Here is a 23,521-nt window from a genome sequence, read left to right as displayed (position 1 = left end):
TCTGCAATTATCTTTTCTTCCATGCTTTATCCCTTAATGATTGCTTGGTATAATTATGTTCGCCAAATACATTAAAAAGTTTAGTTACATCTGCTTTTAAATTTGCAGCTTGATAAGGTATACCGTTTATAAGGGTTATTGTTGCTGGCCTGCTAACTTCTGAACTGGCTTCTTCCTTCTTATGTTTTGTTTCAACTGTAAACCCCATAAACTTGCCCATCTCTTTCAATAGTTTAATAGCACCTGCATTTTCATAATGTATTACCGCCGTTTCCATACTATATGTTTGTGTAAATTTAAAGAAATGTTTTAAAAAAAGATTATTACTAATCATATTGGCTATGCCTTTTTTGGCACAAAGGCGTAAAAAAGCTATGAAAGACAAGTTAAAACGCATTAATAACTAACGACTCTTCTTTTTTCCTTCGTGCTACTTTGTGCCTTTGAGTCTTTATGACAAAAAAATTACTTCCCCAAATCCATCACCATCTCTCCATCATTCAAGCCATACTCTTTGGCAGTGTTACTTTCAAAGCCATGCAGCACCAGTTTTACCTTGGCAAACTTGCTTGCATAGTTGCCTTCTTTTGCTTTTAGGGTTATGGTATTCGCAGTAGGGTTGTAGGCAATTGCACGGCGGTAATAGCTGTCAGTCTCGTATTGATAGGTTTCGCCATCGTCTTCATAATAAGTATAAGTATTGGGCTGGCTGCCTTTGTAAATATGCAGGTACAAAATACCGTCCCCTTTTTCCTTTGTGTTCTGCACCGTGCTTTGCATGGGTATAATGCTGCTGCCTTTCACAAACACTGGCGCATCTTCCAGCGGGCATTCTACAAAATAGCTACTGCCACCTGCATATAGCTTGTCGCTGCTAAGCCTGTACCAGTTTTCTTTGCTGGGTAAATACACATCTGCAACCGTTTGGGTGCTGGTTACCGGGCATACCAGCAAGCCATCGCCAAACATAAACTGGTTCTCGTACTTGGCGTTATAAACATAGTCGTCGTAAGTATAGTCTATCGGCAACATGCGGTTGATGGGCATACCGCTTTGGCTAGATTGGTAAAATGCACTATACAAATGCGGCAACAATTGGTAGCGTTTTTCCAGTATCGCCCTTATTTTTTCTGTGTTGTACTCACCAAATAGCCATGGCTCTCGGTAGTTGTAGCCATAGGCGGTATGGTTGCGGAAAAGCGGGCTGTATAGAGAAAGGCTGAGCCAGCGTAAAAACAATTCAGGCGTTGGGTTGCCCATAAAGCCGCCAATATCCATGCCTGTAAAGGGTATGCCGCTTACGCCCATGCTGTTTAGCAAGCGGAAACCTAGCAGCATGTGTTCGTCTGTGCTTACATTGTCGCCCGTCCATTGGGCGGAATACTTCTGCACGCCGGAATAGGAAGCCCTTGTTAGTACAAATGGCCGTTGACCACCTAGGCCTTTTCTGGTGCCTTCGTAAGTGGCTTTTGCCATCAGCAGCCCATAGGCATTTTTTACGCCGTAGAGTGTTTGCCTGTCTTTGCCTTCGCCAAACTCTATCAAATTAGGGAACTCCCTGCCCCATGCGGCTGGCTCGTTCATATCGTTCCAAAAGCCCCGAACCCCACGGTTTATATAGGCTTCTTTAAAATTGTTGCCCCACCATTCCCGTGTTGAGATTTTGGTAAAATCGGGGAAATGGCAACGCCCGGGCCATACATGGCCTATATAAGGCTTGCCACCCGGATACTTGGCAAAATGGTTGCCAGTCAGCCCATCCTCATACACAGTATAGCCTTTTTCTACCTTTATGCCTGGGTCTATGATGGTTACCATGTCAAAACCCATTTGCTTCATTTGCCCCAACATCCCTTTTACATCGGGGTATTTGTTGCTCCAGGTAAATACCTTGTAATCGTCCATGTAGTTGATGTCGCTTACTATCACATCGGCTGGTAGCTTCTTTTCCCTGAATGTCTTGGCAATGGTAAGCAGTTGCTCTTGGTTATCGTACCCCCAACGGCTTTGTTGGAAGCCAAGGCTCCACAATGGCGGCATAGGGGTGCGGCCAGTAAGCGTGGTGTAGTCTTTAATGATGGAGGCAACCGAGCTGCCACCAAATACATAATAGTTCATTTCGCCATCGTCTGCCCCAAAATGGAACAGCTCTTCATCGGCACCGCCGCCAAAATTGAAGTACGACTTATGGCTATTGTCGAAAAACACCCCATATACCACACGGTCATGCGTGCCGATAAAGAAAGGGATAGTGGCATACAAGGGGTCGGCATTGTTGGCATAGGCCGGGGCATCGGTGTTCCAGTTCTGGTAAAAATTGCCCCTGCGGTTGATGCCGCCTGTTTTTTCGCCCAGGCCAATAAATTTTTCATCGCTGTTCAACTGCTTGTAGCAACTTACTTGGTTGCCAAACCAGCTAATGCCCAGTGTTGACTCATCTGCACAAAGCAGTTGGTTATTGTTGTTGTATATGCTTATGCGGAAGGGGTGCGTGTGTACCCTTACCATCAGCGAATCTGTTTTATAGATATTATCGTTGCCCGCACCTTTTATGGCTTGCAAAACACCCGTAGGTTTTAAATTGTCGATAGCAAAAGAGCGGTCGTCTGTAAAAGCTGTTTTGCTTACCCTGATGCGGATGGTGGTGGCATTGTATGCCAATATGCGGGCGTAGGCATTGGATAGCTTAAACTCTACGCCTCCGTCAATGGTGGTTTCTTTTACTACGTTTCCGGCTTGCTCGCTTAGTCGGTTCATTTGGCAGGGTGCTTTTTGTATGATGAATATGGCAATGGCAAAAAAAAGGAATCGTTTCATAAAATGGCATTTAAACAATAGATTGTTCATTTGAAGATACAAATCTATTGTTTTTGGATAATAGTGTGTACAAAATACACATTAAAGTTATTTGAAGGAATTAGGAAGGGGATTCGTTTCTTTAAAAGAAACGCAATAAAAAAGCATCCTACATTAATAATAGTAGGATGCTTTTAAGTATTCTAGTATAAGGAAGGTTAGCCTATCTTTTCTAACCTTAAATCTATTTTTTTCTCTTTTTTGTAATATTCCCAGATCATCACATAGCCCGGTTTTGCAGGGAATACCTTCATTTTTGTTGCTTTTGAACTAAGCGTAATTTTGTCGTCAACAAATTTAGATCCATTGTATCGCATGATATTAAAAGTTTCTCCCTTGTAGTCATCGCTATGTTCATAATCATCATAACATATTGAAAATGTATTCACATCTTTATCAGATAGGGTAAAATCGTAATCAAAAGCCCCATATGCATTGATTACTTGAGCTAAGGCGTGCTGACTGCCAAAGTCGGCATAGTCTGTGTGGAAGTTGCTATGGTGTTTTTCTTTGATGGTTGCCCCATTTATTTTAAAGTCTGGGCCAAACTCTAAAACAACCATGTCGGTTATTTTAATTTTTGTATTGCCGCCTGCCCTTACCCTGCCACTGGCAGCCATTAGTACATTTAAACCTATCCCGAATGCGTCTGCTACTCTTTTATACCCCTCGCCCACTACATAAAAATTACCGTTGCTAGCTTGTATTATATTGTGGAAGAATAAATAACCAATATCGTCAATCTTGCCTTTATCATTTAAGGGAAGGTATTTGCTAATATCTTTTGCCCATGTATTATAGGTTTTGCTGGTTATTTTGCCATCATTTGAAAGCGTGTAAATTCCCACCCCCAAACTAAAGTCTTTTGTAATATTTGCTGTTTTGTCGTAATAAGGCCCAATAAGCATTATTTCTCCAGTCTTTTGCACTTTTGTGCAATATTCTGGTAGGAACGTATAGTTGTCCCGGCCTTCTTCTATCTCAAATACTTTCTTTTTGGTTTCAAAATTTACCCCTACTACAAAAATGGTTGCATTGGAGGATGTTAATTTCTGCCTTTTGGTAACTTCCAGTATCACAACGCTGTCTGTGCTAGATAAAAAAGTGGCATGTTCATATTTTTCTTCACCTGTTTCTGGGGTATATACCCATTGCTTCTTGGCGGCAGAGCTATTATACTCTACTTCGTATGTAGTTACTTTTCCATCTTTAACTGGCAATATCGTAATAAAACCTTTGTTATCCACGCTAAAAACTTGTTCGTTTATATTGTCTTCTGAATTGGTTTGATAAGATTTCAAAAACTCTTCCGATTTTTTATCCAGCATTTTTGTATAGGCAAACCTTAGTTTTCCATCCAACCCATAAATCCTGGTTTCCATCTCTTTCGTCTTAGGGTTGTTGAATAAAAAACTAAGCGCATCGCCATTAAAAGCAGCTTCCAAAAGTTGAATGTCTTTGGAGTCCTCCATTTGAATTTCTTTCACCTTGTTCAGGTTTTGATCCAAAATTTGAAGGGTATACTCATTTGTTTTACGATCTATTTTATCGCTTTGATAAAACAAAAAGTAACCTTTTATCTGGTTTTTTTCAATAATTGTACCCTGGTTGCGCAAAAAAGCTTTGTTTACTTTGTCGAAAGATAAGTTTTGCGCATAAGAACTTGTACCCATAAGTAGCAGCGCGGCCATGCATAAATGTTTCAATTTCATGTTGTTTTTAATTAAAATTTTGTTTACTCGTTGTCAATGTGTATTGAAAATCTTTGTCGGTAGAAAATTGTTGTTGGTATTGCTTTAAAAAATGATAGCTAATGCCAGCTATTTCGTCGGTATATAAGTTGGTAATAAACTGTAATAATGAATTATAGTCTGCACTGTACCCTGGCGATGGCATTTCTATACACTTGCCTATCTGGTGTTTTTTCTGTGATGCGTATATGGCATTTAGTATATTGCCTGTATAAGTTACCAATATATTGTTTGGATGCTGTGCTTTTAGGGTTTGTAGTGTAAAATATAAAGCTGGGGAATAATGCTTGGCACTGTAAAAGTATTCAATTGTTTCGTAAGGCATCCATCTTTGCAATTGGTGGAAAAGGGAGTCGTTTACAGGGTTCTGGGCACGAGTGCTATTGTTATTTTTAGCCACAGCACCCGCCAATGCTTTAATACGGACTTTGCAATCGGGGTGTGTTTTTAATGAGTCTTCCATTGCTTTGTCTACTTCTAGCGCAGCATGGCCACCTAACAAGCCATCTTCTTTGCTTAACCATTTTTTCTGGAAAGGATAAGCAGGACTATTAAATGTTTCCGCAAGAAACTGGGCAGTGTTGCTATTTTCACCATCAATCGTGTCTAAAATAGCCAATGCTGTGATAGCCCCGTTAACATCAAAGTTAGTATTGGCCATAAAAACCACTGCCATGGAATCTGCTTCCTGCTCATGGTCGCGGGAGTGTCGCTTATTGTCGAATGTAAAGCCTTTGGATAAATTTTCCAAGGCCTGCCTTTGTTTAAATTCCTGTTTTTGTATATTCCGCAGTTGCTTCTGTACTTCATCGGAGTATAATGTAGTTATGTAGTGGTTTATCCTTTTTTCGCCATGGTTAAAATAAATATGCGATAGCTCGTGGCAGATAACAAAAGCAACCTGGCTTTCATTATCTAATTTATAAAACAAGCCAGCGTTAAAAACAAAAACACCGTTCCCTGCACTGTAAGCATTGGGTGCTGATGATTTTGAAAAAAAACAGTCAACAGCCATATTTTGCAAGGCAGGGTTTGCCTTTACAATTTTATCAGTTAAAGAACGCAGGTAATTGCATGCTTTTGTGTTGTTAATCAATTCGCCTTTGTCAAAAAGTTCTTTTATGTTCTTGAAACCTTGGGTATAAATATCTGCAATGTATTTCCGATTAGGGCCCGTAAGCGCATCGTTTTCTTGCTCGTAACGATGCTTAATTGTAGGCAGTTTATTGCCAAGGTTTATAGTATCACCCTTTTCAAATAAATTAAATTGAGCATTCGGTTGCTGAAATGCCATTGAGCATAGGATCATTATAATAGTAGTTGTACATGTTTTATAACATGTACAACTCATGTCATTTAAAAAGTTAGCCATATTGTAAAAAGCAGTTAATGAAATTTGGTGTTTGTGCGAATATATATGATTCCTGAATTACTTGCTAAACTTGGATATTTTTTGAAGGATTGATGTTTTTTTAATCCTAAAGTCTTTACATAATAGTAGCCACGGGTGCAACTGGCGGAAACAACATCTCCTTCTACATATTATGCTGTCCCCAAAAGGATATAGTCTCCTTCTTCATGTTTAATACGTCTACAAGCCGTTAGGCCATTTGTTTTACTTAAACTTATACTATTTAAATATGTGTGTACAATAGATTTAGCGAGGAGCTTAAAACTGAGAAAAACGTTTAGCCACCATCACCGCCACCCTTTCGCCATCCATGGCGGCACTTACAATGCCGCCGGCATAGCCTGCTCCTTCGCCACAAGGGTATAGGTTTTTTATTTGTGGGTGCTGCAAGGTGTCGTTGTCCCTTGGTATGCGTACAGGTGAGGATGTGCGGCTTTCTGTAGCCACCACCACGGCATCGTTGGTATAATAGCCCTTCATTTTTTTGCCAAACGCCTTAAAGCCTTCCTGCAGGGTTTGGTGTATAAATGAGGGCAATATAGCGCCCATGTCAATAGATTTCAAGCCTGGGTGGTAGCTGCATTCGGGCAAGTTCGTGGATACTTTGCTATTGCAAAAATCTACCATCCGCTGTGCCGGGGCTTTAAAGTTGCCCCCGCCCGCTTGGAAGCACTGCTGCTCAATGGCTTGTTGGAAACGGAGCATTAGCAAGGGGTAGTTTTCGTTGACCGTTGACCGATTACCAATTACCGTTGACCGTGAACCATCAACTGTCAACGGTGAACCAAAATACTTTATAGCATCCTCCACCCCTACGCTTACCACCATGCCGCTATTTGCGTATGGGTTGTTGCGCTTGCTGGGGCTCCAGCCATTTACCACCAGTTCGTTGGGGCTAGTGGCCGCCGGGGCAATAATGCCTCCAGGGCACATGCAAAAGCTGAATACACCCCTGCCTTTCACTTGTTCTACCAAGCTATAAGCAGCAGGTGGCAAATGCTCGTCTCTTGACAAGCCTGTGGTTATGGGGCAGTTGTATTGTATGGAGTCAATCAGGGCTTGTGGGTGTTCTATCCGCACGCCCAGTGCAAAAGATTTTGCTTCTAATAATATATCATGTGCATGGAGCATTTCAAAAATATCCCTTGCCGAGTGGCCTGTGGCCAGTATCGTGGCATCTGCCCTTAGTTCCGTGCCATCATGGGTTTTTACCCCTTTGATGGTATTGTTCAAGATAATAAACCCCGTTACTTTTTGTTCAAACAAAAACTGCCCGCCGTGGCCAATAATGGCTTCCCGCATGGCGGTGATGATATGCGGCAATTTGTTAGTGCCAATATGTGGGTGCGCCTCATATAAGATTTGCTCTTCTGCACCAAACTGTACAAACAAGTTCAGGATACGATTAATGTCGCCCCGTTTATTACTGCGGGTATATAGCTTGCCATCGCTGTACGTGCCTGCCCCACCCTCGCCAAAGCAGTAATTGCTTTCGGGGTTAATGATGCCGCTTTTGTTCAGTAATGCCAAATCCCTACGCCTTGCCCTCACTTCTTTGCCACGTTCTACTATAATGGGTTTAATGCCTAGTTCTATCAATTGCAAAGCAGCAAAAAGCCCGGCAGGTCCCGCCCCTACGATAATGACGGTTTTGGTGGCATGGTTTACATCTTTGAAATGAATATGGTTAACGTTTCGTTCTGTAAATGGCTCGTCAATAAAAACCCGCAGCGTCAGGTTCACCCATATTTGCTGGCGGCTACGGGCATCGATGGATTGTTTCAGCTTGTGGAAGCCCGTAACAGATGCCTCGCTTTTGCCCATAGCCTCAGCAATACATTGCTTTATAATAGTATTGCTCGAAGCCTCGGCGGGCTTTAGCTTTAAAGTGAGTTGTTGTAGCATAAGAAAAAGGCGTAAGGCATATGGTATAAGGCATGAGTAAAAAAGGACTTAATTGCTTCTAATTTATCCATTATGCCTTCCTACTTACGCCTTATACCTTACGCCTGATAACTATTTAAAACGGTAAATCGTCCACGGCTTCTGCTGGTGGCGGCATGGTGTTATAATTGTTGTTGTCGGGCGGCATATTATTGTCTTGTTGGCCTAGTTTTACGGTTTCTATGCGCCACGCATCCAAGTTGGTAATATAATTTTCCTTGCCATCTTTCACCCACTTCGTGCCTTTAATGTTGAAGGTTACTTTCAGTTCATCGCCAAGGGCAAACCTGTCTAGCAAAGCTGTTTTGTCTTGCACGCACTGGAACTTTGCATAGTTGGTAATAATCCTTCCACCAATGTCTTCGCTTTTTTCTATTACAAATTCCCTTGTTTTAAAGGTTTCTGTCCGTTGCACGGCAGGGTACTTGGCAGTCAACTTGCCTGTTATTTCGTAGCTCATGTTTTATTTTTATTGCTGGCGGTAAAAATAGTGCTTGTATTTTTCTGTTTTAAACAAAAGTTATTATTCTCCGCTAATGTGGTAGCATCAATTCCTATAGGGCAGCGTTTGCAACGCCCTGCTATTGCACATAGTTTTTTGCATGGCAGATGGGGTTACAATATGGTTTAGTGCTTTATTTAGGTCTGTATGGTTGTTGAGGGCAAGGGGCAAGCCAAACCTTTATGGTAACTTTCTTACTGTGTGGCAATGTACTTATATATGAAATTTTTATTTTTCTGTTTTTTTAAAAAAATATTTTTACAATGTTGCAAAATATGTACCTTCCATCCTTAACTCTAAACTGCTTCATGCGTACCACTGCTCTTACCCTTTTGCTGTTAGTTTGTTTTGCCCCGCCAGTGGCAAAATCGCAAGCTATGTCGGTTGCTTATAGCGGTTACCACATACATGGCGGCACAAAAAAAGACAGTAGCATGGTAGCGATGCTGGCAAAATACAAGGACAGTGTTGGCAAGGCTATGAATACGATTGTTGGTTTTTCGGTACACGGTTTGTATAAGAAGCAACCGGAAAGCGTTCTCGGCAATTTTATGGCAGACGCCGTTAAAACAATAGGCGAGCAGGTTTTTAAGCAGCCTATCGATGCGGCATTTATAAACTACGGAGGTGTGCGTGGCTATATACCAAAAGGCGATATTACTATTGGGCAAATGTTTGAACTAATGCCATTTGACAATATACTGGTGCTGCAAAAAATAAAAGGTGATTCCTTATTATCGTTCTTGGATCATGTTGCCGATAAAAATGGTTGGCCTATAAGCGGCATAACTATGAACATACGGGAAAAGAAAGCCGTAGATATTTTGGTAGGGGGCAAGCCTTTGAGTTTAGATAGCAGCTATACAATAGCAAATGCAGATTATATAGTGAATGGAGGGGATGACACGAATATGTTGAAAATTTTCCCCAAGATAAGCAACGGTTACCTAGTAAGGGATGCGTTAATCTCGTATGTAAAGTTGTTGACCGACTTGGGAAGGCCTATTGACGCAAAAATTGAAAAAAGGATAACCTATGCCGACAATTGATAGGAGGGGGTTTTTATGGCAATCGGGAATGGCTGGAGGGGCGTTGATGGCATCCTCGCTAGTAGGCAGTGATGTATTTGCGGCCGAGGCGGCTGAAAAAACCACGCTTACCATACTGCATACAAACGATGTGCACAGCAGGCTAGAGCCCTTCCCAATGGATGGTGGTAAAAACGCAGGGATGGGCGGGGTGGCAGCAAGGGCAGCCATTATTGAACAAATAAGGGCAGAGGCGGAGCATGTGCTGCTGCTAGATGCAGGGGATATTTTTCAAGGCACGCCTTACTTTAATATATATAAAGGCGAACCTGAAATAAAGGCCATGAGCATGATGGGGTACGATGCCTGCACCATTGGCAACCACGATTTTGATGCAGGCCTAGAAAATTTTGCATTGCAACTAAAACATGCAACATTCCCCGTATTGGTTTGTAACTACGATTTTGCCAATACGCCAATGGAAAATAAATCGACACCATTTAAGATTTTTGAAAAAGGTGGCATTAAAATAGGTGTTTTTGGGGTAGGGATAGAATTAAAGGGCTTGGTTCCCGAACAATTGTATGGCAATACGGTTTATAAAGACCCCATTGCTTGCGCCAACACTACCATCGATTTTTTGAAAAGGCATGGGTGCGACTTGATTATCTGTCTTTCACATTTGGGCGACAAGTACGACGACAATAAAGTAAGCGATGAGGTACTGGCAAAAGAAACAGAGGGCATCGACTTGATTATTGGGGGGCATACCCACCGCTTTTTTCCTATGCCGCTAAAGTACACCAACAAAATTGGCGGCGATACTTTGGTAAACCAAGTAGGGTGGGCGGGGTTGCAACTGGGCAGATTGGACTATAGTTTCACGAAAAAAAATAAAAAAAATTTCCTGAAAGCCAATACTGTATTGATAGAGGGGAAAACATGAGAATAAAAAATTTTTTTTTCACCATAAACATCACATATTCGCACTCCTGTATAACTTTTTTTGCTCGGAACGGAATGATGACTATGGAAAGCCAAACGGAAGGAAAAAACATTTGTTAATAAAAAAATTAATTAATTATCTATGGCTACTACTGTTTCTAAGTTGGCAGACGATGTGTGGGGCAACTGCTTAAAAATTATAAAGGACATAGTAGAATGGCAACATTTTAAGACTTGGTTCGAGCCTATTACGCCCGTGGAGTTAAAGGGCAATGTGCTGATGATTCAAGTGCCTAGCCAATTCTTTTATGAGTATTTGGAGGAGCATTATGTAAACCTGCTTGCCAAAACCCTGAAAAGGGAACTAGGCAAAGAGGCAAGGCTAGAGTACAGGATAATGGTGGACAGCGGTAATGGCCGCAGTGGCAGCATGGATGTGCCAACTAGCGGCAACAAAACGTTTAGTCACAACGAAATGAACTTTCCGTTGGTGATAGACAACCCAGTAAAAAACCCATTTGTAATTCCCGGGTTGAAAAAAATGCAGATAGACCCGCAGCTAAACCAGAACTACACTTTCGACAGTTATGTGGAAGGCGATAGTAACCGTGTGGCACGAAGGGCAGGTAAAACCGTGGCAGAAAAGCCAGGGGGAAATTCCTTTAACCCATTGGTGGTGTATGGCAGCGTAGGCCTTGGTAAAACGCATTTGGCACAAGCTATTGGCAACGATGTAAAAAGGCTGCACCCTGGCAAAGTGGTATTGTATGTGAGCAGTGAAAAGTTCATCAACCAATTCCAAGACCATAGCCGCAATAATGCAATAAACGATTTCATCCATTTTTATCAATTGATAGATGTATTGATTATTGATGATGTGCAGTTTTTTGCCCGTGCCGAAAAAAGCCAAGATGCCTTCTTTGCCATTTTCAATCATTTACACCAAACAGGAAAGCAACTGGTACTTACCAGCGACAAATCCCCCAAGGATTTGGATGGCTTGCAAGAACGCTTGCTTAGCCGTTTCAGGTGGGGCTTGAGTGCCGATATACAACTGCCAGATTACGAGACAAGGATACAGATCCTGGAACGCAAAATGAAGAACGATGGGTTGGACATGAGCAAGGAAGTGGTGAAATATGTAGCTTACAACATCAATACAAACATAAGGGAACTGGAAGGTGCATTGATTTCTTTGCTGGCGCAATCGTCGCTGAATAGGAAAGAGATAGACTTGGAATTGGCCAAGAAAGTATTGCGCAACTTTGTGAAAACAAGCAGTAAGGAAATAACCATCGATGCCATACAAAAAATGGTGTGCGAATACTTTGGCGTGAACTACGATAAACTATTACAAAAAACCCGCAAGCGCGAAATAGTACAGGCAAGGCAAATAACCATGTACTTGGCAAAAGCGTTTACCAAAAACTCTTTAAAAACCATTGGCGAGCATTTTGGCGGCAGGGACCACACCACGGTGATACACTCCTGCCAAACAGTAAAAGACTTGATGGATACCGACTCTGTTTTCCGTGAAAACGTGATGGAAATAACGCAGAAGGTACAACTGGCTTCTATGTAAATGATAATAAAACAATACTGCTAAAAAACTATTTATTATAAAAGGCTGCCTCAAAAGGGCAGCCTTTTTTGTGCCTACCCTGCTGTCCCTCCCTTCAACGCTTTGCCATATACCTCCAATGCCCTTTTACGGGCAAACTCGTGTGGCACAATAGGCTGAGGATAATCGAAGCTATCTAGTTCTGGCACCCATTTGCGGATGTATTGCAGACTTTTGTCAAACTTTTCAGTTTGCAACGTAGGGTTAAACACCCGGAAATAAGGAGCCGCATCGCAGCCGCAGCCTGCTGCCCATTGCCACCCACCATTGTTGGCGGCAAAATCAAAGTCCAGCAGCTTTTGTGCAAAATATTGCTCACCCCACCGCCAGTCTGTAAGCAAGTGCTTGGTAAGGAATGATGCCACCACCATGCGCACACGGTTGTGCATATAGCCCGTTGCATTTAGTTCCCTCATGCCTGCATCTACGATGGGGTAGCCTGTTTTGCCCTCGCACCATTTGTAAAAATGTGCTTCGTTGTTTACCCATTCAATCGCTTCGTATTCTTTTTTGAATGCATGACCCGCCCGCACATGTGGGAAATGCCACAGGATAGCATGGTAAAAATCACGCCAGATAAGCTCGTTTAAAAAAGTTTCACTAAGGCCTTTCCCTTGGTTGGCCAAAGCCCTGATGCTGATGGTGCCAAACCGCAAGTGTATGCCCAAATGCGATGTGCCATTGACAGCAGGAAAATTCCGCTGCTCCTGATACTTCGTAGTCATTTGGGTATTTAATTCCTTGCCAGGGAACGGCTTGCCCACGGCAAGAAAGCCCATGCTTTCCAAAGATGGCAAAGGCTGGGCTGCTTGCTTGTAAAAGTTGCCAAAATAGTTTTCGGTAGGGTATGCTTTTAGGTGGAATGGCTGCAAAGCTGTTTTCCACTTACGGCTATAAGGAGTGAAAACGGTATAGGGCTTGCCATCATCTTTTACTACCTCCTCTTTGTCGAAAATAACGGTGTCCTTATAAGTATGCAGGCTTGCCCCATGTTCTTGCAGCAAATGGCTTATTTGCGCATCCCTGTCAATGGCGTATTGTTCGTAATCGTGGTTGGTAAATACCTTTTCAATACTGTATTTTGCCAGAAGCACTTGGAATGCCTCCAATGGCGTAGCATAATATACTTCAAAGCTACTGCCCAGGTTTACCAATTGTTGCTGCATGTCTGCCAGTGCAATATGTATAAATTCTACACGCCTGTCCGCTTTGTCTTCCAGTCTATCTAGGATATTTGTGTCGAATATAAAAATAGGTACTACAGGCAGGCTGCTTTTTAGGGCATGGTACAGGGCTGCATTGTCTTGCAGTCTTAAATCCCTCCTGAACCATATAATATTTACCGTGGGTTTCATATTGCTTTTGTTGCTGGGTAATGATTAACAGATTTTGAGGGGGATTGTTTGCACAAGAACTATTAGTACTACTCATTACATTAGCTATGCTTTTCAGTCACGCAGGCACAAAAACACGGAGAAGCACCATGGAAAAGTAGTTTAAAGCATATTTAGATAAAGTAAAGCAGTTTCTTTGGGTACATAAAACTTTTTCGCTTTGTTTTGAAACTAGGGTAAAAGCATCAAAATTCTTTTTGCTCGAATCTTCGAGTTTGACACCAGTCTTGCCATAAGCCACCTTATTTTATCCGGTTTTGGCCTAGCCAAAATTGAAAAAAATGCGTAGCATATTTTTTTCAAAGGATAAAATAGAGTGGCGTTGCCAAGACGAAGCCCGCCGGCTATGAGGCAAAAGGAGTAAAAAGAAGCATTTTAGGATAAAAAAGGTAATTAGTCATGGAATAAATTTTTGATGCGTTTGCCTGGTCTTGATACCCCCAATCTATAAAATACTTATCTTTATGCTAGAAATACACTTGACTCAAACTGCTTACCAAACTAGTGTCTTCGAATAGTAATTGTAGTTCTTTTTTTATTAATATTAAGATAGTTGTAGTTCCAAAATTTAGTCTTGTATTTATGGCTGTAAAATGAGCATAAATCAAGCATAAAATGAGCATAAATCAAGCACAAAATATGCACAAATTACTCAAAAAATAAGCACAAAATAAGCACAAAAATTTGACGATATTGTTGATAATCAATGGCTTACAAGTTCGGCAACGATTTTTGAAAAAAAGAAACAGCGTAAAAATCCTGCAAAAATGGCAAAACTGAAACTATTTTAATAAAACACTAGGAAATATCGATATTATTAAAAATATGCAAATATTGCCTCCTTGCCCTGTTCTTGTTACCTTTTCCTTTGGGTAACTTGTCCTGGTCTTTCGGGTGTGGTAAGGTTGGGCTAGGTTCATTGTTTAATAAAAAAAGTGAAAAACTTTTATACACCCATTTCTTTTTCATTTCTTTTTCTTCTCTTAAAACTTTGTGCCTCTTTGAGTCTTCGTGCCTTCGTGGCAATAAAACAGCGTAAAATTTAACGCTTATTTCAAATCCCCCTTTGTAATTTTGACATGGAATAAAATTATTAATTATGGAACTATTCAAATCAAGCAACCCAACGCTAACACAGAAAATATTCGATGCAAGCGCAAACAACGAAGCATTGCTGCAAGGCACGATGACTGTTCGCGGCACGATGAACAAATTTGGGTTTTTAATGCTGATGGTGCTGGGCGGTGCTACCTACACTTGGCATCTGTTTGAAAACCACAACCAGCAAATGATGGCTACACTTATGGGAGTTGGCATTTTTGGTGGGCTTATTTGCGCCATAGCCACTGTTTTCAAGCCGCATTGGGCACAATACGTTGCCCCGGCTTATGGCATACTGGAAGGTTTTGCACTGGGTGGCATTTCTGCCATTATGAACCAGGCGTTTAAAACCACTTACCCAGGCTTAGTGATGCAGGCAGTAGGGCTAACATTTGGCGTAGCTTTTTCAATGTTCTTGCTGTATAATTTCAGGATTATCAACGCAACCGAGAAGTTTAAAAGCATGGTTATTTCTGCAACCATGGGCATTGCTATTTTTTATGGAATAAGCATGTTGGTGCGGATGTTTGGCGTGGATATGCCCTTTATGTACAACAGTAGCTGGCTGGGCATTGGTATCAGTTTATTTGTAGTAGCTATTGCAGCATTAAACCTCATCATCGACTTTGACATGATAGAACAAGGGGCTAACCAAAATGCGCCTAAGTACATGGAGTGGTATGGCGCATTCGGCTTGCTGGTAACCATTGTGTGGCTGTACTTGGAAATACTTAAATTATTAAGCCGTATAGCTGGTAGAAGGGATTAACAAACTGATTAACTAAAAGAAGTTTGTTTTAATCATTAAAATCAAGCAAATCATTTAATCAGTGGTCTAAAAAAAGTTTAAAAAGCCGAATTATATATATAATTCGGCTTTTTTTATCTATAGATATCCTTTTGTTCAAAAATTACAATTAATTTGGTGGCAATTAAAAAACACTGCCATGTACTTCAATCGTTTAGGGTTCTACAATCAGGAGTTAATAGACATTTACAAGCACCTGCTGCTGCCCCGGATGATTGAAGACAAGATGCTGGTGCTTTTCCGTCAAGGCAAAGTAAGCAAGTGGTTTAGCGGCGTAGGCCAGGAAGCTATTAGCGTTGGGGCTACGCTAGCATTGGAAAAAGATGATTGGATAATGCCGCTGCACCGCAATCTAGGCGTTTTTACAACCCGCCACATGCCGCTCCACAAACTATTTATACAATGGCAGGGCGGCAAAAATGGCTATACAAAAGGCCGTGAACGTAGCTTTCATTTTGGCAGCAAGGAACATTTTATTTGCGGTATGATCTCGCACCTTGGTGCGCAATTGTCGCTTGCAGATGGCGTGGCACTTGCTTACAAATTAAAAAAACAAGACAAAGTATCCATGGCTTTCACTGGCGATGGCGGCACCAGCGAAGGCGATTTCCATGAGGCACTGAACGTGGCGGCCGTTTGGGGCTTGCCCGTCATTTTTATTATAGAAAACAATGGCTATGGGCTAAGCACCCCCACAACCGAGCAATATAAGTGCGAAGAACTGGTGGACAGGGCAAAAGGCTATGGAATGAAAGGTGCCAGCGTAGACGGCAACAATATTTTGCAGGTGTACGATGCCATCAAGGGCGTGAGGGCGGCCTGCCTAAAAGACCAAATGCCTTATTATGTAGAGTTAAGAACATTCAGGATGGGAGGACACGAGGAAGCCAGCACCAACAAATATGTGCCCAAAGAACTGCTGGAAGAGTGGGCACTAAAGGACCCAATTAACAACTATGAGCAATTTTTGATAAAAGAAGATGCGCTTACCCAACGGCAAATAGACGAAATAAGGAGCGAGTGCAAGGCCCATATAGACAGCGAATGGGCTATTGCTGAAAAGCAAACCCAGTTTACGGCCAATGTATCGGAAGAACTGGGGGACATATACGCCAGTCGCCCACTAAGCGACGGCAACTGGCCTATAGCCATTACCCAAAGCCAGTTGGCCAGCCTGCCACAGGCGCAACTGCGTTTTTTAGACGCTATAAAAGAAGGGCTGCACCAATCGCTCACAAAATACCCCAACCTAGTGCTGATGGGGCAGGATATTGCCGAATATGGCGGGGTATTTAAAATGACAGATGGTTTTGTAGCCGAGTTTGGCAAAGAAAGGATAAGGAACACTCCCTTGTGCGAAAGTGCCATAGTAGGCACAGCTTTGGGGCTAAGCCTAGAGGGCTACAAAAGCGTGGTGGAAATGCAGTTTGCCGATTTTGCCACCAACGGCTTCACCCAGATAGTAAACAACTTGGCCAAGATACACTACCGCTGGGGGCAAAATGCCGATGTGGTTATCCGTATGCCCACAGGTGCGGGGCTTGGCGCAGGCCCCTTCCACAGCCAAAGCAACGAAGCATGGTTTACGCATGTGCCAGGCCTGAAAGTGGTGTACCCTTCCAGCTCTTTCGATGCTAAGGGATTGATAATAGCAGCCATCAACGATCCTAACCCTGTATTGTTTTTTGAACACAAAGCCCTGTACAGAAAAATTAGCGGCAACGTGCCTACCGAATACTACGAGGTAGAAATAGGCAAAGCTAATTTGGTAAACAAAGGGGACGACATCACCATCATTACCTACGGTGCAGGCGTGCATTGGGCATTGGAACACCAAAAGCAATACCCAGAAACCTCATTGCATATATTGGATTTAAGGACACTGCTGCCTTTAGACTACAACAGCATTGCATACGCTGTACAGCAAACAGGCCGGGTCTTGATACTGCATGAGGACACCCTCACTGGTGGTATTGGTGGCGAAATTGCCGCATGGATAGGCGAAAATTGCTTTGCAATGCTGGATGCGCCCGTGCTTCGCTGTGCTAGCTTAGACACACCCGTGCCGTTTAACACCGAGTTGGAAAAACAATTTTTGGCCAAAAGCAGGCTACATGAAAGCGTTGTGAAACTGATGGGCTTTTAGGGGGAAGAGAGAGCCATAAAGTCACAGAAACACGAATATGTCGTGCCTACGCTACTCTATCTACGTTTTTGTTATATTTCTACCAATAAGCCATGCCTACGGCATTGATGAATCGACGCTAAATAATTTTTGTTCCTGCCATGAAAAGAAAGCCCTTTTCTTCTTCTTTTCTTCGTGCATCTTCGAGCCTTTGAGTCTTTGTGGCAATTTACTTGCGTGGCAAAAACAACCTACAAACTTATATCCATTTCATTGTCCCAGTTGGCTTTCACATTTAGCTTCCATGTTTTTTCAAGCACTCTTTCTGGCTGCAACCTTTTGCTAAAGTTGCCTGTGTCCCACACGCCATTTTGGTTTTCGTCCAGTAATATTCGTAGCATATAGTCGCCGGGCTTAAATAATTTCCTTTTAAAAATTGCATCTTTCAGCGGCACGCTTTCTTGTATTTTGTCGTTCGATACAATCTGCAACACAGGGTGCTTTTTCAAGTCAATATTTTTAAACCGTACTTTTATACTTCCATAGTCGGCTTCGTTGCGGGTAGTAAATTTTAGCGTGTCGCCTTTTGGCAGGTAAGCGCCATTCGTGTCCTTGGCAGCTTGTTTTTCTATCACTAGTCTAAAATCTGTTGCTGCTTTCCATGGGTAGCTTAGGGTGGCTATCAGGCTAGTAGTGTCCAACTGAATGCCCATGTCTGGCAAAGGGTTGTAAAAAGTGTCGCAAAGGGTTATCTTAGAAGAATCCAGCAGTTTTAGTTTCCTGTTGAAAGTAATTGTAAGGGGAGTCAATAAATCTTGTTGGTTACTTTCTAGGCTGGTCATATATTTCAGCCTTTTGTCTTCTTTCGGGGCATCTTTTCCCTTATTGTTATTGGAGGCAGGTGCTTTTTCTTTTCGTTTCACTTCCTCGTAGGCATAAAAAGTAGCTGGGGGCGTTGTATTGCTAATGGTAATAGTGCTATCCAAAAAAGCAAATAGCTTGGTGCTGTCGTCGTATTTTTTTGAATAATCATTTGGGAGTACAAAGGCATTGTATTTGCCCGGGGCTATGTTTTTAAAGGCAAATAGCCCTTGCCCTGTTACCTTGGCCAAATACCTTGGGCTTTTTTTATAGATAGCGGTATCGTGTAGTGTGTTGTGCAGCACCACTATCAAGGTGCTGTCATATTTCCCAGTCTCGGCAAGCACTACCTTGCCCGAGAAAGTGCCATCGGCCAGTGTTGCCCCTGTGGAAAAAGTATAGGTAAACTCTTTGAAAACATTACCCTCGTTAATATCTTTAATGGCATTGCCAAAATTGATGCTATAAGTAGTGTTCGGCTCTAGGCTATCGCGCAGCTTAATCGTAATTGTTTTCAATTTATAATCCACCAGCGGGCTTTTTACTGGGTTGGGCGATACCAATACGTTTTGCTGGAAATCTTTCAGCTCTACAAATTCGTCAAACGAGAGTACTATCTTTTGGCTTTTTACATAAGTGGCACTATCCTTTGGAAAGGCAACTAGCAGCTTGGGCGGAATGGTATCTCTAGGCCCCCCACTTGGCGGTATAATACCTGCGCAACCAGCAAGTATCAGCATTTTTGCAGTTATTACAAGCATTAAACCAAAAAATAGTACCCCTTTCTTCATGTATCAAAATTAGCTATTGCAAACTTATAAGGAATGGGATAAGTGGAAATCATAAATATTGCCATAAATCCCCAAAGGATTATTTGTAGCCGCGAAGGCACAAAAACACGAAGCAACACAAAGACGCAGTTATTTTAAACCCAGATTATGCAGTTGACTTCGTTATGAAAGGCTCAAATTCAATAAATACAAGTATTTAAGCCGAATTTTTGGTAGAAAACATAGTGTACTATGGCAAGGCCAAAAAATCAAGCAAATGCTTGTGTTTGAAGTAGTTGAGTCTTGCAATAGATTTCAACTGCAAAATCCGGGTTAAAAGTATCCTTAACATAAATCTGCTTCTTTTTTATTTTCCTTTTCTTGATTTTCTTTGTGTTCCTTTAAGTCTTTGTATCTATGATGATAAGAATCATGGGTTTTTTAGTGCAAAATTCAACTACGCTACGCATAAATCCATTTACTGTTTACTAGTACAGCTTCACCGTTCTTTGTGTTTTCTTTGCCCCCTTCAGGGGATTAGGGGCAAGCGAAACGTTTTACCTAAAAGAGGATATTCTTTGTGTTTCTTTGCGAAAAAACTTTGCGTGCTTTGTGGTTAAAAGTCCTCTTTATGTTTTCCTGCCTTAGTGGCTAATTGAATTCACCGCATTAGTAGCCTTTTGCTTTATACCGCTTATTTTTGCCAATTGTTTGTTCCCATTTTCTTCAAATCAACTATTTCATACAGGTGCTTAAGAAATTACATATTCAGAATTACGCTATAATAGATGAAATTGACATACAATTTTCTGAAAGCCTCAATATCATCACGGGTGAAACGGGGGCAGGCAAGAGTATTTTAATTGGTGCCCTTAGCTTAATCTTAGGCGAAAGGGCTGATAGTAGCGTTTTGCTCAAGAATGACAAAAAATGTTTTATCGAAGGCAGTTTCTTAGTAACAGAAAAAGAAGCCGTGAAAGCCTTTTTAAGTACCCATGATTTGGATATAGAAGAAGAACTAACCATCCGCAGGGAAATAGCCGCCAATGGCAAGTCTAGGGCTTTTATAAACGATACGCCTGCCACGCTTGCACAATTAAAAGAACTAGCCAGTTGCTTGGTTGATTTGCATCAGCAATTTGATACTTTAGAAATAGGCGATACCCTTTTTCAAAGGGAGGTAATAGATGCCCTGGCGGGCAACCAACCATTGCTGCAAACTTATGTTGATGCGTACAAGCAATGGATGGCCGCCAGTAAAGACTTGCAATTATTAGAACTCCAAAAATCTTCCTTTAATAAAGAACTAGATTATTTCCAGTTCCAATACGATGAACTGGAAGAAACAGGGTTGAAAGCCAATGAATTAGAGGAGTTGGATACCGAGCTGCAATTGCTAAGCAATAGCGAAGGCATAAAAACCGCCTTGGTAAAAACCTATTTTGATATCACAGGCAGCGAGCTGCCCATTACCAGTTCAGTAAAGCAACTGGCCAACCAATTGAACGGCTATTCGGCTTTTCATACTAGCCTGCCTTTGCTAGTAGAAAGGCTACAATCTGTACATATAGAATTACAAGACATTGCCAACGAGGCAGAACAAATAAGCGAAACAATAGGTTTTGATGAAAAACGTGTTGACGAAATAAACGCCCGCTTATCTATAGGCTACAAGCTGCTTAAAAAACATGGGGTGCTTACCACGGGTGAATTATTAAAGATAAAGGATGGGCTGGAAAAGAAATTACAAGCAGTGCTAGATATAGATGGGGCTATTGCTGCAAAAGAAAAAGAAGCGGCTGCTTTGTTTAAGCAAGCAAATGCCGCTGCCGCTGGGCTTGCCACAAAAAGAAAGAAGCAAGCCAGCCCTTTGGAAAAAGATGTAAACACCTTATTGGCACAAATTGGCATGCCCAATGCACGGCTGAAAGTAGATATTAAAGAGGTGCCGCTGAACCAATTTGGCAGCAACGAAATAGAATTTTTGTTTGATGCCAACAAAAGCAACCGTTTTGAACCCATACGCAAAGTGGCCAGCGGCGGCGAGCTTAGCAGGCTGATGCTTTGCATTAAGTCTTTAGTAGCAAAAAGCATTGACCTACCCACAATGATTTTTGACGAGATAGACACAGGCATTAGCGGCGAAGCCGCCAAGCAGGTAGGAATTATTATGAAAAGCCTAGCTGCCAACCGCCAGATTATTTGCATAACCCACCAACCACAAATAGCCGGGAAAGCCAATGCCCATTACTTCGTGTACAAGGAAAACAAAGGAAATACGATTAAAACCAATATCCGTTTACTAACGGATCAAGAACGCATCAATGCCATTGCCCAAATGCTTAGTGGGGAAAAGCCCACAGCAGCGGCGTTGGAGAATGCAAGGGAGATGGTAAGGGGATGAATGTATAAGGCAGAACCAAGCCAATAATGTGCATATATCCACAAAGCAAAATAGTTTTCAACCATCGCTTTATTTTAATGGAAAAGCTTTAGCAATAGCTTATATTTGGTATATCATCAATTTACCAACTATGAAATTATTATCAATTTCCATTGGCTTGCTGGCTTTGATAGTGGCAGCAGGTTGCAAAAGCGAACCCAAGAAAGAAGAAGAAAAAAAGGTAGAAGCCCCGAAGCCCAAACCTGGCGACCCTATAAAATTTGACAGCAGCAAAAGGTACATTTACCTTACTTGGGACGATTCGCCACAACCCCCAGGAACAGTGGTTTGTAAAGATATTTTTCATAAAGAAGGGGTAAAAGCTACTTTTTTTGCCGTGGGCATGCATGGTTTCGATCTGAGAAGGCGCAGGTTGGTAGATGAAATACGCAATAGCTACCCGGAATTTTTGTTGGCAAACCATAGCTACTCGCATGGGTTCAACAATAAATACAAGGATTTTTACACCCATCCTGATAGTGCCGTGAAAGATTTTGAGAGGGTAGAAACAGAATATAAAATACCCGTAAAAATTATCAGGCTACCAGGCAATAATTCTTGGGTATTGGATGGTGAAAAGAAAGGGCCTAAATCTACATCGGCTGTTTATGATAAGCTAGATGCACTTGGCTATAGCGTTATAGGCTGGGATGTGGAGTGGCGATTTATAAAAGGAAGCACGCCAGTACAAGGCGCAGAGGAAATGGTAAAAGAGGTGAACGGCATGTTTGAAGATGCGCTGACGGTTGCGCCCAATGCCATTGTAATATTGGCACATGACAGGATGTTTGCCAAGCCACAATATGCCGATTCGCTGACTAAGTTTATCAATATTTTGAAAAGCGACCCGAGGAATGTGTTTGAAACCATAGACCACTACCCATTGATTAAATACGCTACAAAAGACACGCTGAACAAGAAAACAAAATAGTGCAAGTGCTTAAAGTTGCCACAAAGGCAGTAAGACTCAAAGTGGCAGGAAGGAAAACAAACTTAAAGGGTATTGATAATATTAATTTTCTTCTTTTTCCTTTCTTATTCTTCCTTTAAAACTTTGTGCATCTTCGTGTCTTTGTGCCTTCGTGGCAGATTAACCAAACTTGCACCTGAGTAATAAAAAAAGTAATTGCATGAAAGACATTACTAAAAAATATACCAATGGGGAGATAACGATAGTATGGAAGCCTGCCATGTGCATACACAGCACCATCTGCTGGAAACACGCAACTGGTTTGCCCAAAGTATTTAACCCCATGATAAAGCCATGGATAAACCCAGAGGCTGCCACCACAGAGGAGATAATAACCCAGATAAGCAAATGCCCAAGTGGTGCATTGAGTTTTTATAAGGGAGACGCAAAATGAGGCAAAGAGGATTCGTGTCGATTAAAAGCTACCAAGTTACGAAATCATCTAGTTCAGCAGTTTCTTTGTTACTGTTGGGAGCATTTCAAAATTTCGTTTTTTGTTGTTTTCAATAGATTTTAACTGCAAAATCTAGGTATAAAAAGCATCCTATATGGGGGAAATTTTGGATGCTTATGGGGGCATATTTCCCCCATATAGGATTTTTATTTTGGGCTATATATTTAATCATGCCAATTTTACATTAATAGGGGAACTAGGGCCATCTTGGCCTTGCCTCCCGAATCGGATGTTAGTTGGCTTAGGAAAATGATAATCCACTATCAAAATCTTATCAGTTTCTTATCAATAAACTATCATTTTACTATAATAAAACTATCATTCCATTATCAATAAATTATCATAAAATTCACTTAAATTATCATAAAAAATGAGACTAAAAAAACATAACCAGATGAATATCAATGAGTTAAATGCAAAAAGATAAACACGAAAAAAAATAAATCACTGAAAAAGAAGAAAAAAATCCATTTCAAATGTTCGCTTAGTTCTTTCTTATTCCCTCGTTTGTTCTTGCTCCATCTCCTTTTGGAGAGG

Annotated in this window: 16 protein-coding genes; 8 read left to right on the top strand and 8 right to left on the bottom strand. The window is 41.5% G+C overall.

Annotation, left to right across the window (positions count from 1 at the left end; genetic code table 11):
• Positions 1–7: 7 nt before the first annotated feature.
• From ACHFIY_RS02375 to ACHFIY_RS02350, 6 genes are all read right to left on the bottom strand, one after another.
• Entirely contained in the window at positions 8–277 is a 270-nt protein-coding gene (locus ACHFIY_RS02375) for a hypothetical protein (RefSeq protein WP_410844446.1), read from the bottom strand.
• Positions 278–465: 188 nt separating this feature from the next.
• A complete protein-coding gene (locus tag ACHFIY_RS02370; RefSeq protein WP_410844445.1) occupies positions 466–2,817 on the bottom strand; it encodes a glycoside hydrolase family 31 protein in 2,352 nt (783 codons plus the stop codon).
• Positions 2,818–3,014: 197 nt separating this feature from the next.
• On the bottom strand, positions 3,015–4,568 hold the full coding sequence (locus ACHFIY_RS02365; RefSeq protein WP_410844444.1) for a DUF6770 family protein: 1,554 nt from the start codon (positions 4,566–4,568) through the stop codon (positions 3,015–3,017).
• 7 nt (positions 4,569–4,575) lie between these two features.
• Complete coding sequence (locus tag ACHFIY_RS02360) at positions 4,576–5,901, bottom strand: M48 family metallopeptidase (RefSeq protein WP_410844443.1); 1,326 nt, start codon at positions 5,899–5,901, stop codon at positions 4,576–4,578.
• 375 nt (positions 5,902–6,276) lie between these two features.
• Positions 6,277–7,923 (bottom strand): NAD(P)/FAD-dependent oxidoreductase, encoded by a 1,647-nt coding sequence (locus ACHFIY_RS02355; protein WP_410844442.1) that lies wholly within the window; start codon positions 7,921–7,923, stop codon positions 6,277–6,279.
• Between the two features lie 115 nt (positions 7,924–8,038).
• A complete protein-coding gene (locus ACHFIY_RS02350) occupies positions 8,039–8,422 on the bottom strand; it encodes a DUF3127 domain-containing protein (RefSeq protein ID WP_410844441.1) in 384 nt (127 codons plus the stop codon).
• Positions 8,423–8,727: 305 nt separating this feature from the next.
• Here ACHFIY_RS02350 and ACHFIY_RS02345 point away from each other — a divergent pair, with 305 nt between their 5' ends.
• From ACHFIY_RS02345 to dnaA, 3 genes are all read left to right on the top strand, one after another.
• A complete protein-coding gene (locus ACHFIY_RS02345) occupies positions 8,728–9,513 on the top strand; it encodes a 5'-nucleotidase C-terminal domain-containing protein (protein WP_410844440.1) in 786 nt (261 codons plus the stop codon).
• Entirely contained in the window at positions 9,500–10,438 is a 939-nt protein-coding gene (locus tag ACHFIY_RS02340) for a bifunctional metallophosphatase/5'-nucleotidase (RefSeq protein WP_410844439.1), read from the top strand. Before ACHFIY_RS02345 ends, ACHFIY_RS02340 begins: the two co-directional genes overlap by 14 nt.
• Positions 10,439–10,579: 141 nt before the next feature.
• Positions 10,580–12,019 carry a chromosomal replication initiator protein DnaA gene (gene dnaA, locus ACHFIY_RS02335; RefSeq protein WP_410844438.1) on the top strand — a complete coding sequence of 480 codons (1,440 nt, stop codon included), beginning with the start codon at positions 10,580–10,582 and terminating at the stop codon, positions 12,017–12,019.
• Between the two features lie 74 nt (positions 12,020–12,093).
• Here the strand turns inward: dnaA and ACHFIY_RS02330 are convergent, their stop codons facing one another.
• Positions 12,094–13,413 (bottom strand): cryptochrome/photolyase family protein, encoded by a 1,320-nt coding sequence (locus ACHFIY_RS02330; protein ID WP_410844437.1) that lies wholly within the window; start codon positions 13,411–13,413, stop codon positions 12,094–12,096.
• 1,138 nt (positions 13,414–14,551) lie between these two features.
• Here ACHFIY_RS02330 and ACHFIY_RS02325 point away from each other — a divergent pair.
• Both ACHFIY_RS02325 and ACHFIY_RS02320 read left to right on the top strand, forming a co-directional pair.
• Positions 14,552–15,322 carry a Bax inhibitor-1/YccA family protein gene (locus tag ACHFIY_RS02325; protein WP_410844436.1) on the top strand — a complete coding sequence of 257 codons (771 nt, stop codon included), beginning with the start codon at positions 14,552–14,554 and terminating at the stop codon, positions 15,320–15,322.
• Between the two features lie 178 nt (positions 15,323–15,500).
• The gene (locus ACHFIY_RS02320) at positions 15,501–17,507 is read left to right on the top strand and encodes an alpha-ketoacid dehydrogenase subunit alpha/beta (RefSeq protein ID WP_410844435.1); all 2,007 of its coding nucleotides are present in this window, start codon (positions 15,501–15,503) and stop codon (positions 17,505–17,507) included.
• 230 nt (positions 17,508–17,737) lie between these two features.
• On the opposite strand, the gene ACHFIY_RS02315 is transcribed toward ACHFIY_RS02320, so the two are convergent.
• Positions 17,738–19,138, bottom strand: a complete 1,401-nt coding sequence (locus ACHFIY_RS02315) for an Ig-like domain-containing domain (protein ID WP_410844434.1) — start codon at positions 19,136–19,138, stop codon at positions 17,738–17,740.
• A 727-nt stretch (positions 19,139–19,865) separates the two neighbouring features.
• Between ACHFIY_RS02315 and recN the strand changes: the two genes are divergently transcribed.
• The 3 genes from recN to ACHFIY_RS02300 all read left to right on the top strand — a co-directional run bounded on the left by recN (position 19,866) and on the right by ACHFIY_RS02300 (position 22,924).
• A complete protein-coding gene (gene recN / locus ACHFIY_RS02310) occupies positions 19,866–21,521 on the top strand; it encodes a DNA repair protein RecN (RefSeq protein WP_410844433.1) in 1,656 nt (551 codons plus the stop codon).
• A gap of 130 nt (positions 21,522–21,651) precedes the next feature.
• Complete coding sequence (locus ACHFIY_RS02305; protein ID WP_410844432.1) at positions 21,652–22,491, top strand: polysaccharide deacetylase family protein; 840 nt, start codon at positions 21,652–21,654, stop codon at positions 22,489–22,491.
• A gap of 199 nt (positions 22,492–22,690) precedes the next feature.
• Complete coding sequence (locus ACHFIY_RS02300; RefSeq protein ID WP_410844431.1) at positions 22,691–22,924, top strand: (4Fe-4S)-binding protein; 234 nt, start codon at positions 22,691–22,693, stop codon at positions 22,922–22,924.
• Positions 22,925–23,521: the final 597 nt, after the last annotated feature.

This window comes from Parasediminibacterium schistidii, from assembly GCF_046546515.1.
Taxonomy (GTDB): Bacteria; Bacteroidota; Bacteroidia; order Chitinophagales; family Chitinophagaceae; genus Parasediminibacterium.
Note: the sequence above shows the minus strand (reverse complement) of the source record. Positions and strands in the feature narration are given on the sequence as shown.

Bases quoted from the DNA above. Each gene is read 5' to 3' on its own strand.
- ACHFIY_RS02315 (WP_410844434.1), bottom strand. From the start codon at position 19,138: ATGAAGAAAGGGGTACTATTTTTTGGTTTAATGCTTGTAATAACTGCA.
- ACHFIY_RS02325 (WP_410844436.1), top strand. From the start codon at position 14,552: ATGGAACTATTCAAATCAAGCAACCCAACGCTAACACAGAAAATATTC.
- ACHFIY_RS02365 (WP_410844444.1), bottom strand. From the start codon at position 4,568: ATGAAATTGAAACATTTATGCATGGCCGCGCTGCTACTTATGGGTACA.
- ACHFIY_RS02345 (WP_410844440.1), top strand. From the start codon at position 8,728: ATGTTGCAAAATATGTACCTTCCATCCTTAACTCTAAACTGCTTCATG.
- ACHFIY_RS02350 (WP_410844441.1), bottom strand. From the start codon at position 8,422: ATGAGCTACGAAATAACAGGCAAGTTGACTGCCAAGTACCCTGCCGTG.
- ACHFIY_RS02370 (WP_410844445.1), bottom strand. From the start codon at position 2,817: ATGAAACGATTCCTTTTTTTTGCCATTGCCATATTCATCATACAAAAA.
- dnaA (WP_410844438.1), top strand. From the start codon at position 10,580: ATGGCTACTACTGTTTCTAAGTTGGCAGACGATGTGTGGGGCAACTGC.
- ACHFIY_RS02340 (WP_410844439.1), top strand. From the start codon at position 9,500: ATGCCGACAATTGATAGGAGGGGGTTTTTATGGCAATCGGGAATGGCT.
- ACHFIY_RS02330 (WP_410844437.1), bottom strand. From the start codon at position 13,413: ATGAAACCCACGGTAAATATTATATGGTTCAGGAGGGATTTAAGACTG.
- ACHFIY_RS02355 (WP_410844442.1), bottom strand. From the start codon at position 7,923: ATGCTACAACAACTCACTTTAAAGCTAAAGCCCGCCGAGGCTTCGAGC.
- ACHFIY_RS02360 (WP_410844443.1), bottom strand. From the start codon at position 5,901: ATGGCATTTCAGCAACCGAATGCTCAATTTAATTTATTTGAAAAGGGT.
- ACHFIY_RS02300 (WP_410844431.1), top strand. From the start codon at position 22,691: ATGAAAGACATTACTAAAAAATATACCAATGGGGAGATAACGATAGTA.
- ACHFIY_RS02320 (WP_410844435.1), top strand. From the start codon at position 15,501: ATGTACTTCAATCGTTTAGGGTTCTACAATCAGGAGTTAATAGACATT.
- ACHFIY_RS02375 (WP_410844446.1), bottom strand. From the start codon at position 277: ATGGAAACGGCGGTAATACATTATGAAAATGCAGGTGCTATTAAACTA.
- ACHFIY_RS02305 (WP_410844432.1), top strand. From the start codon at position 21,652: ATGAAATTATTATCAATTTCCATTGGCTTGCTGGCTTTGATAGTGGCA.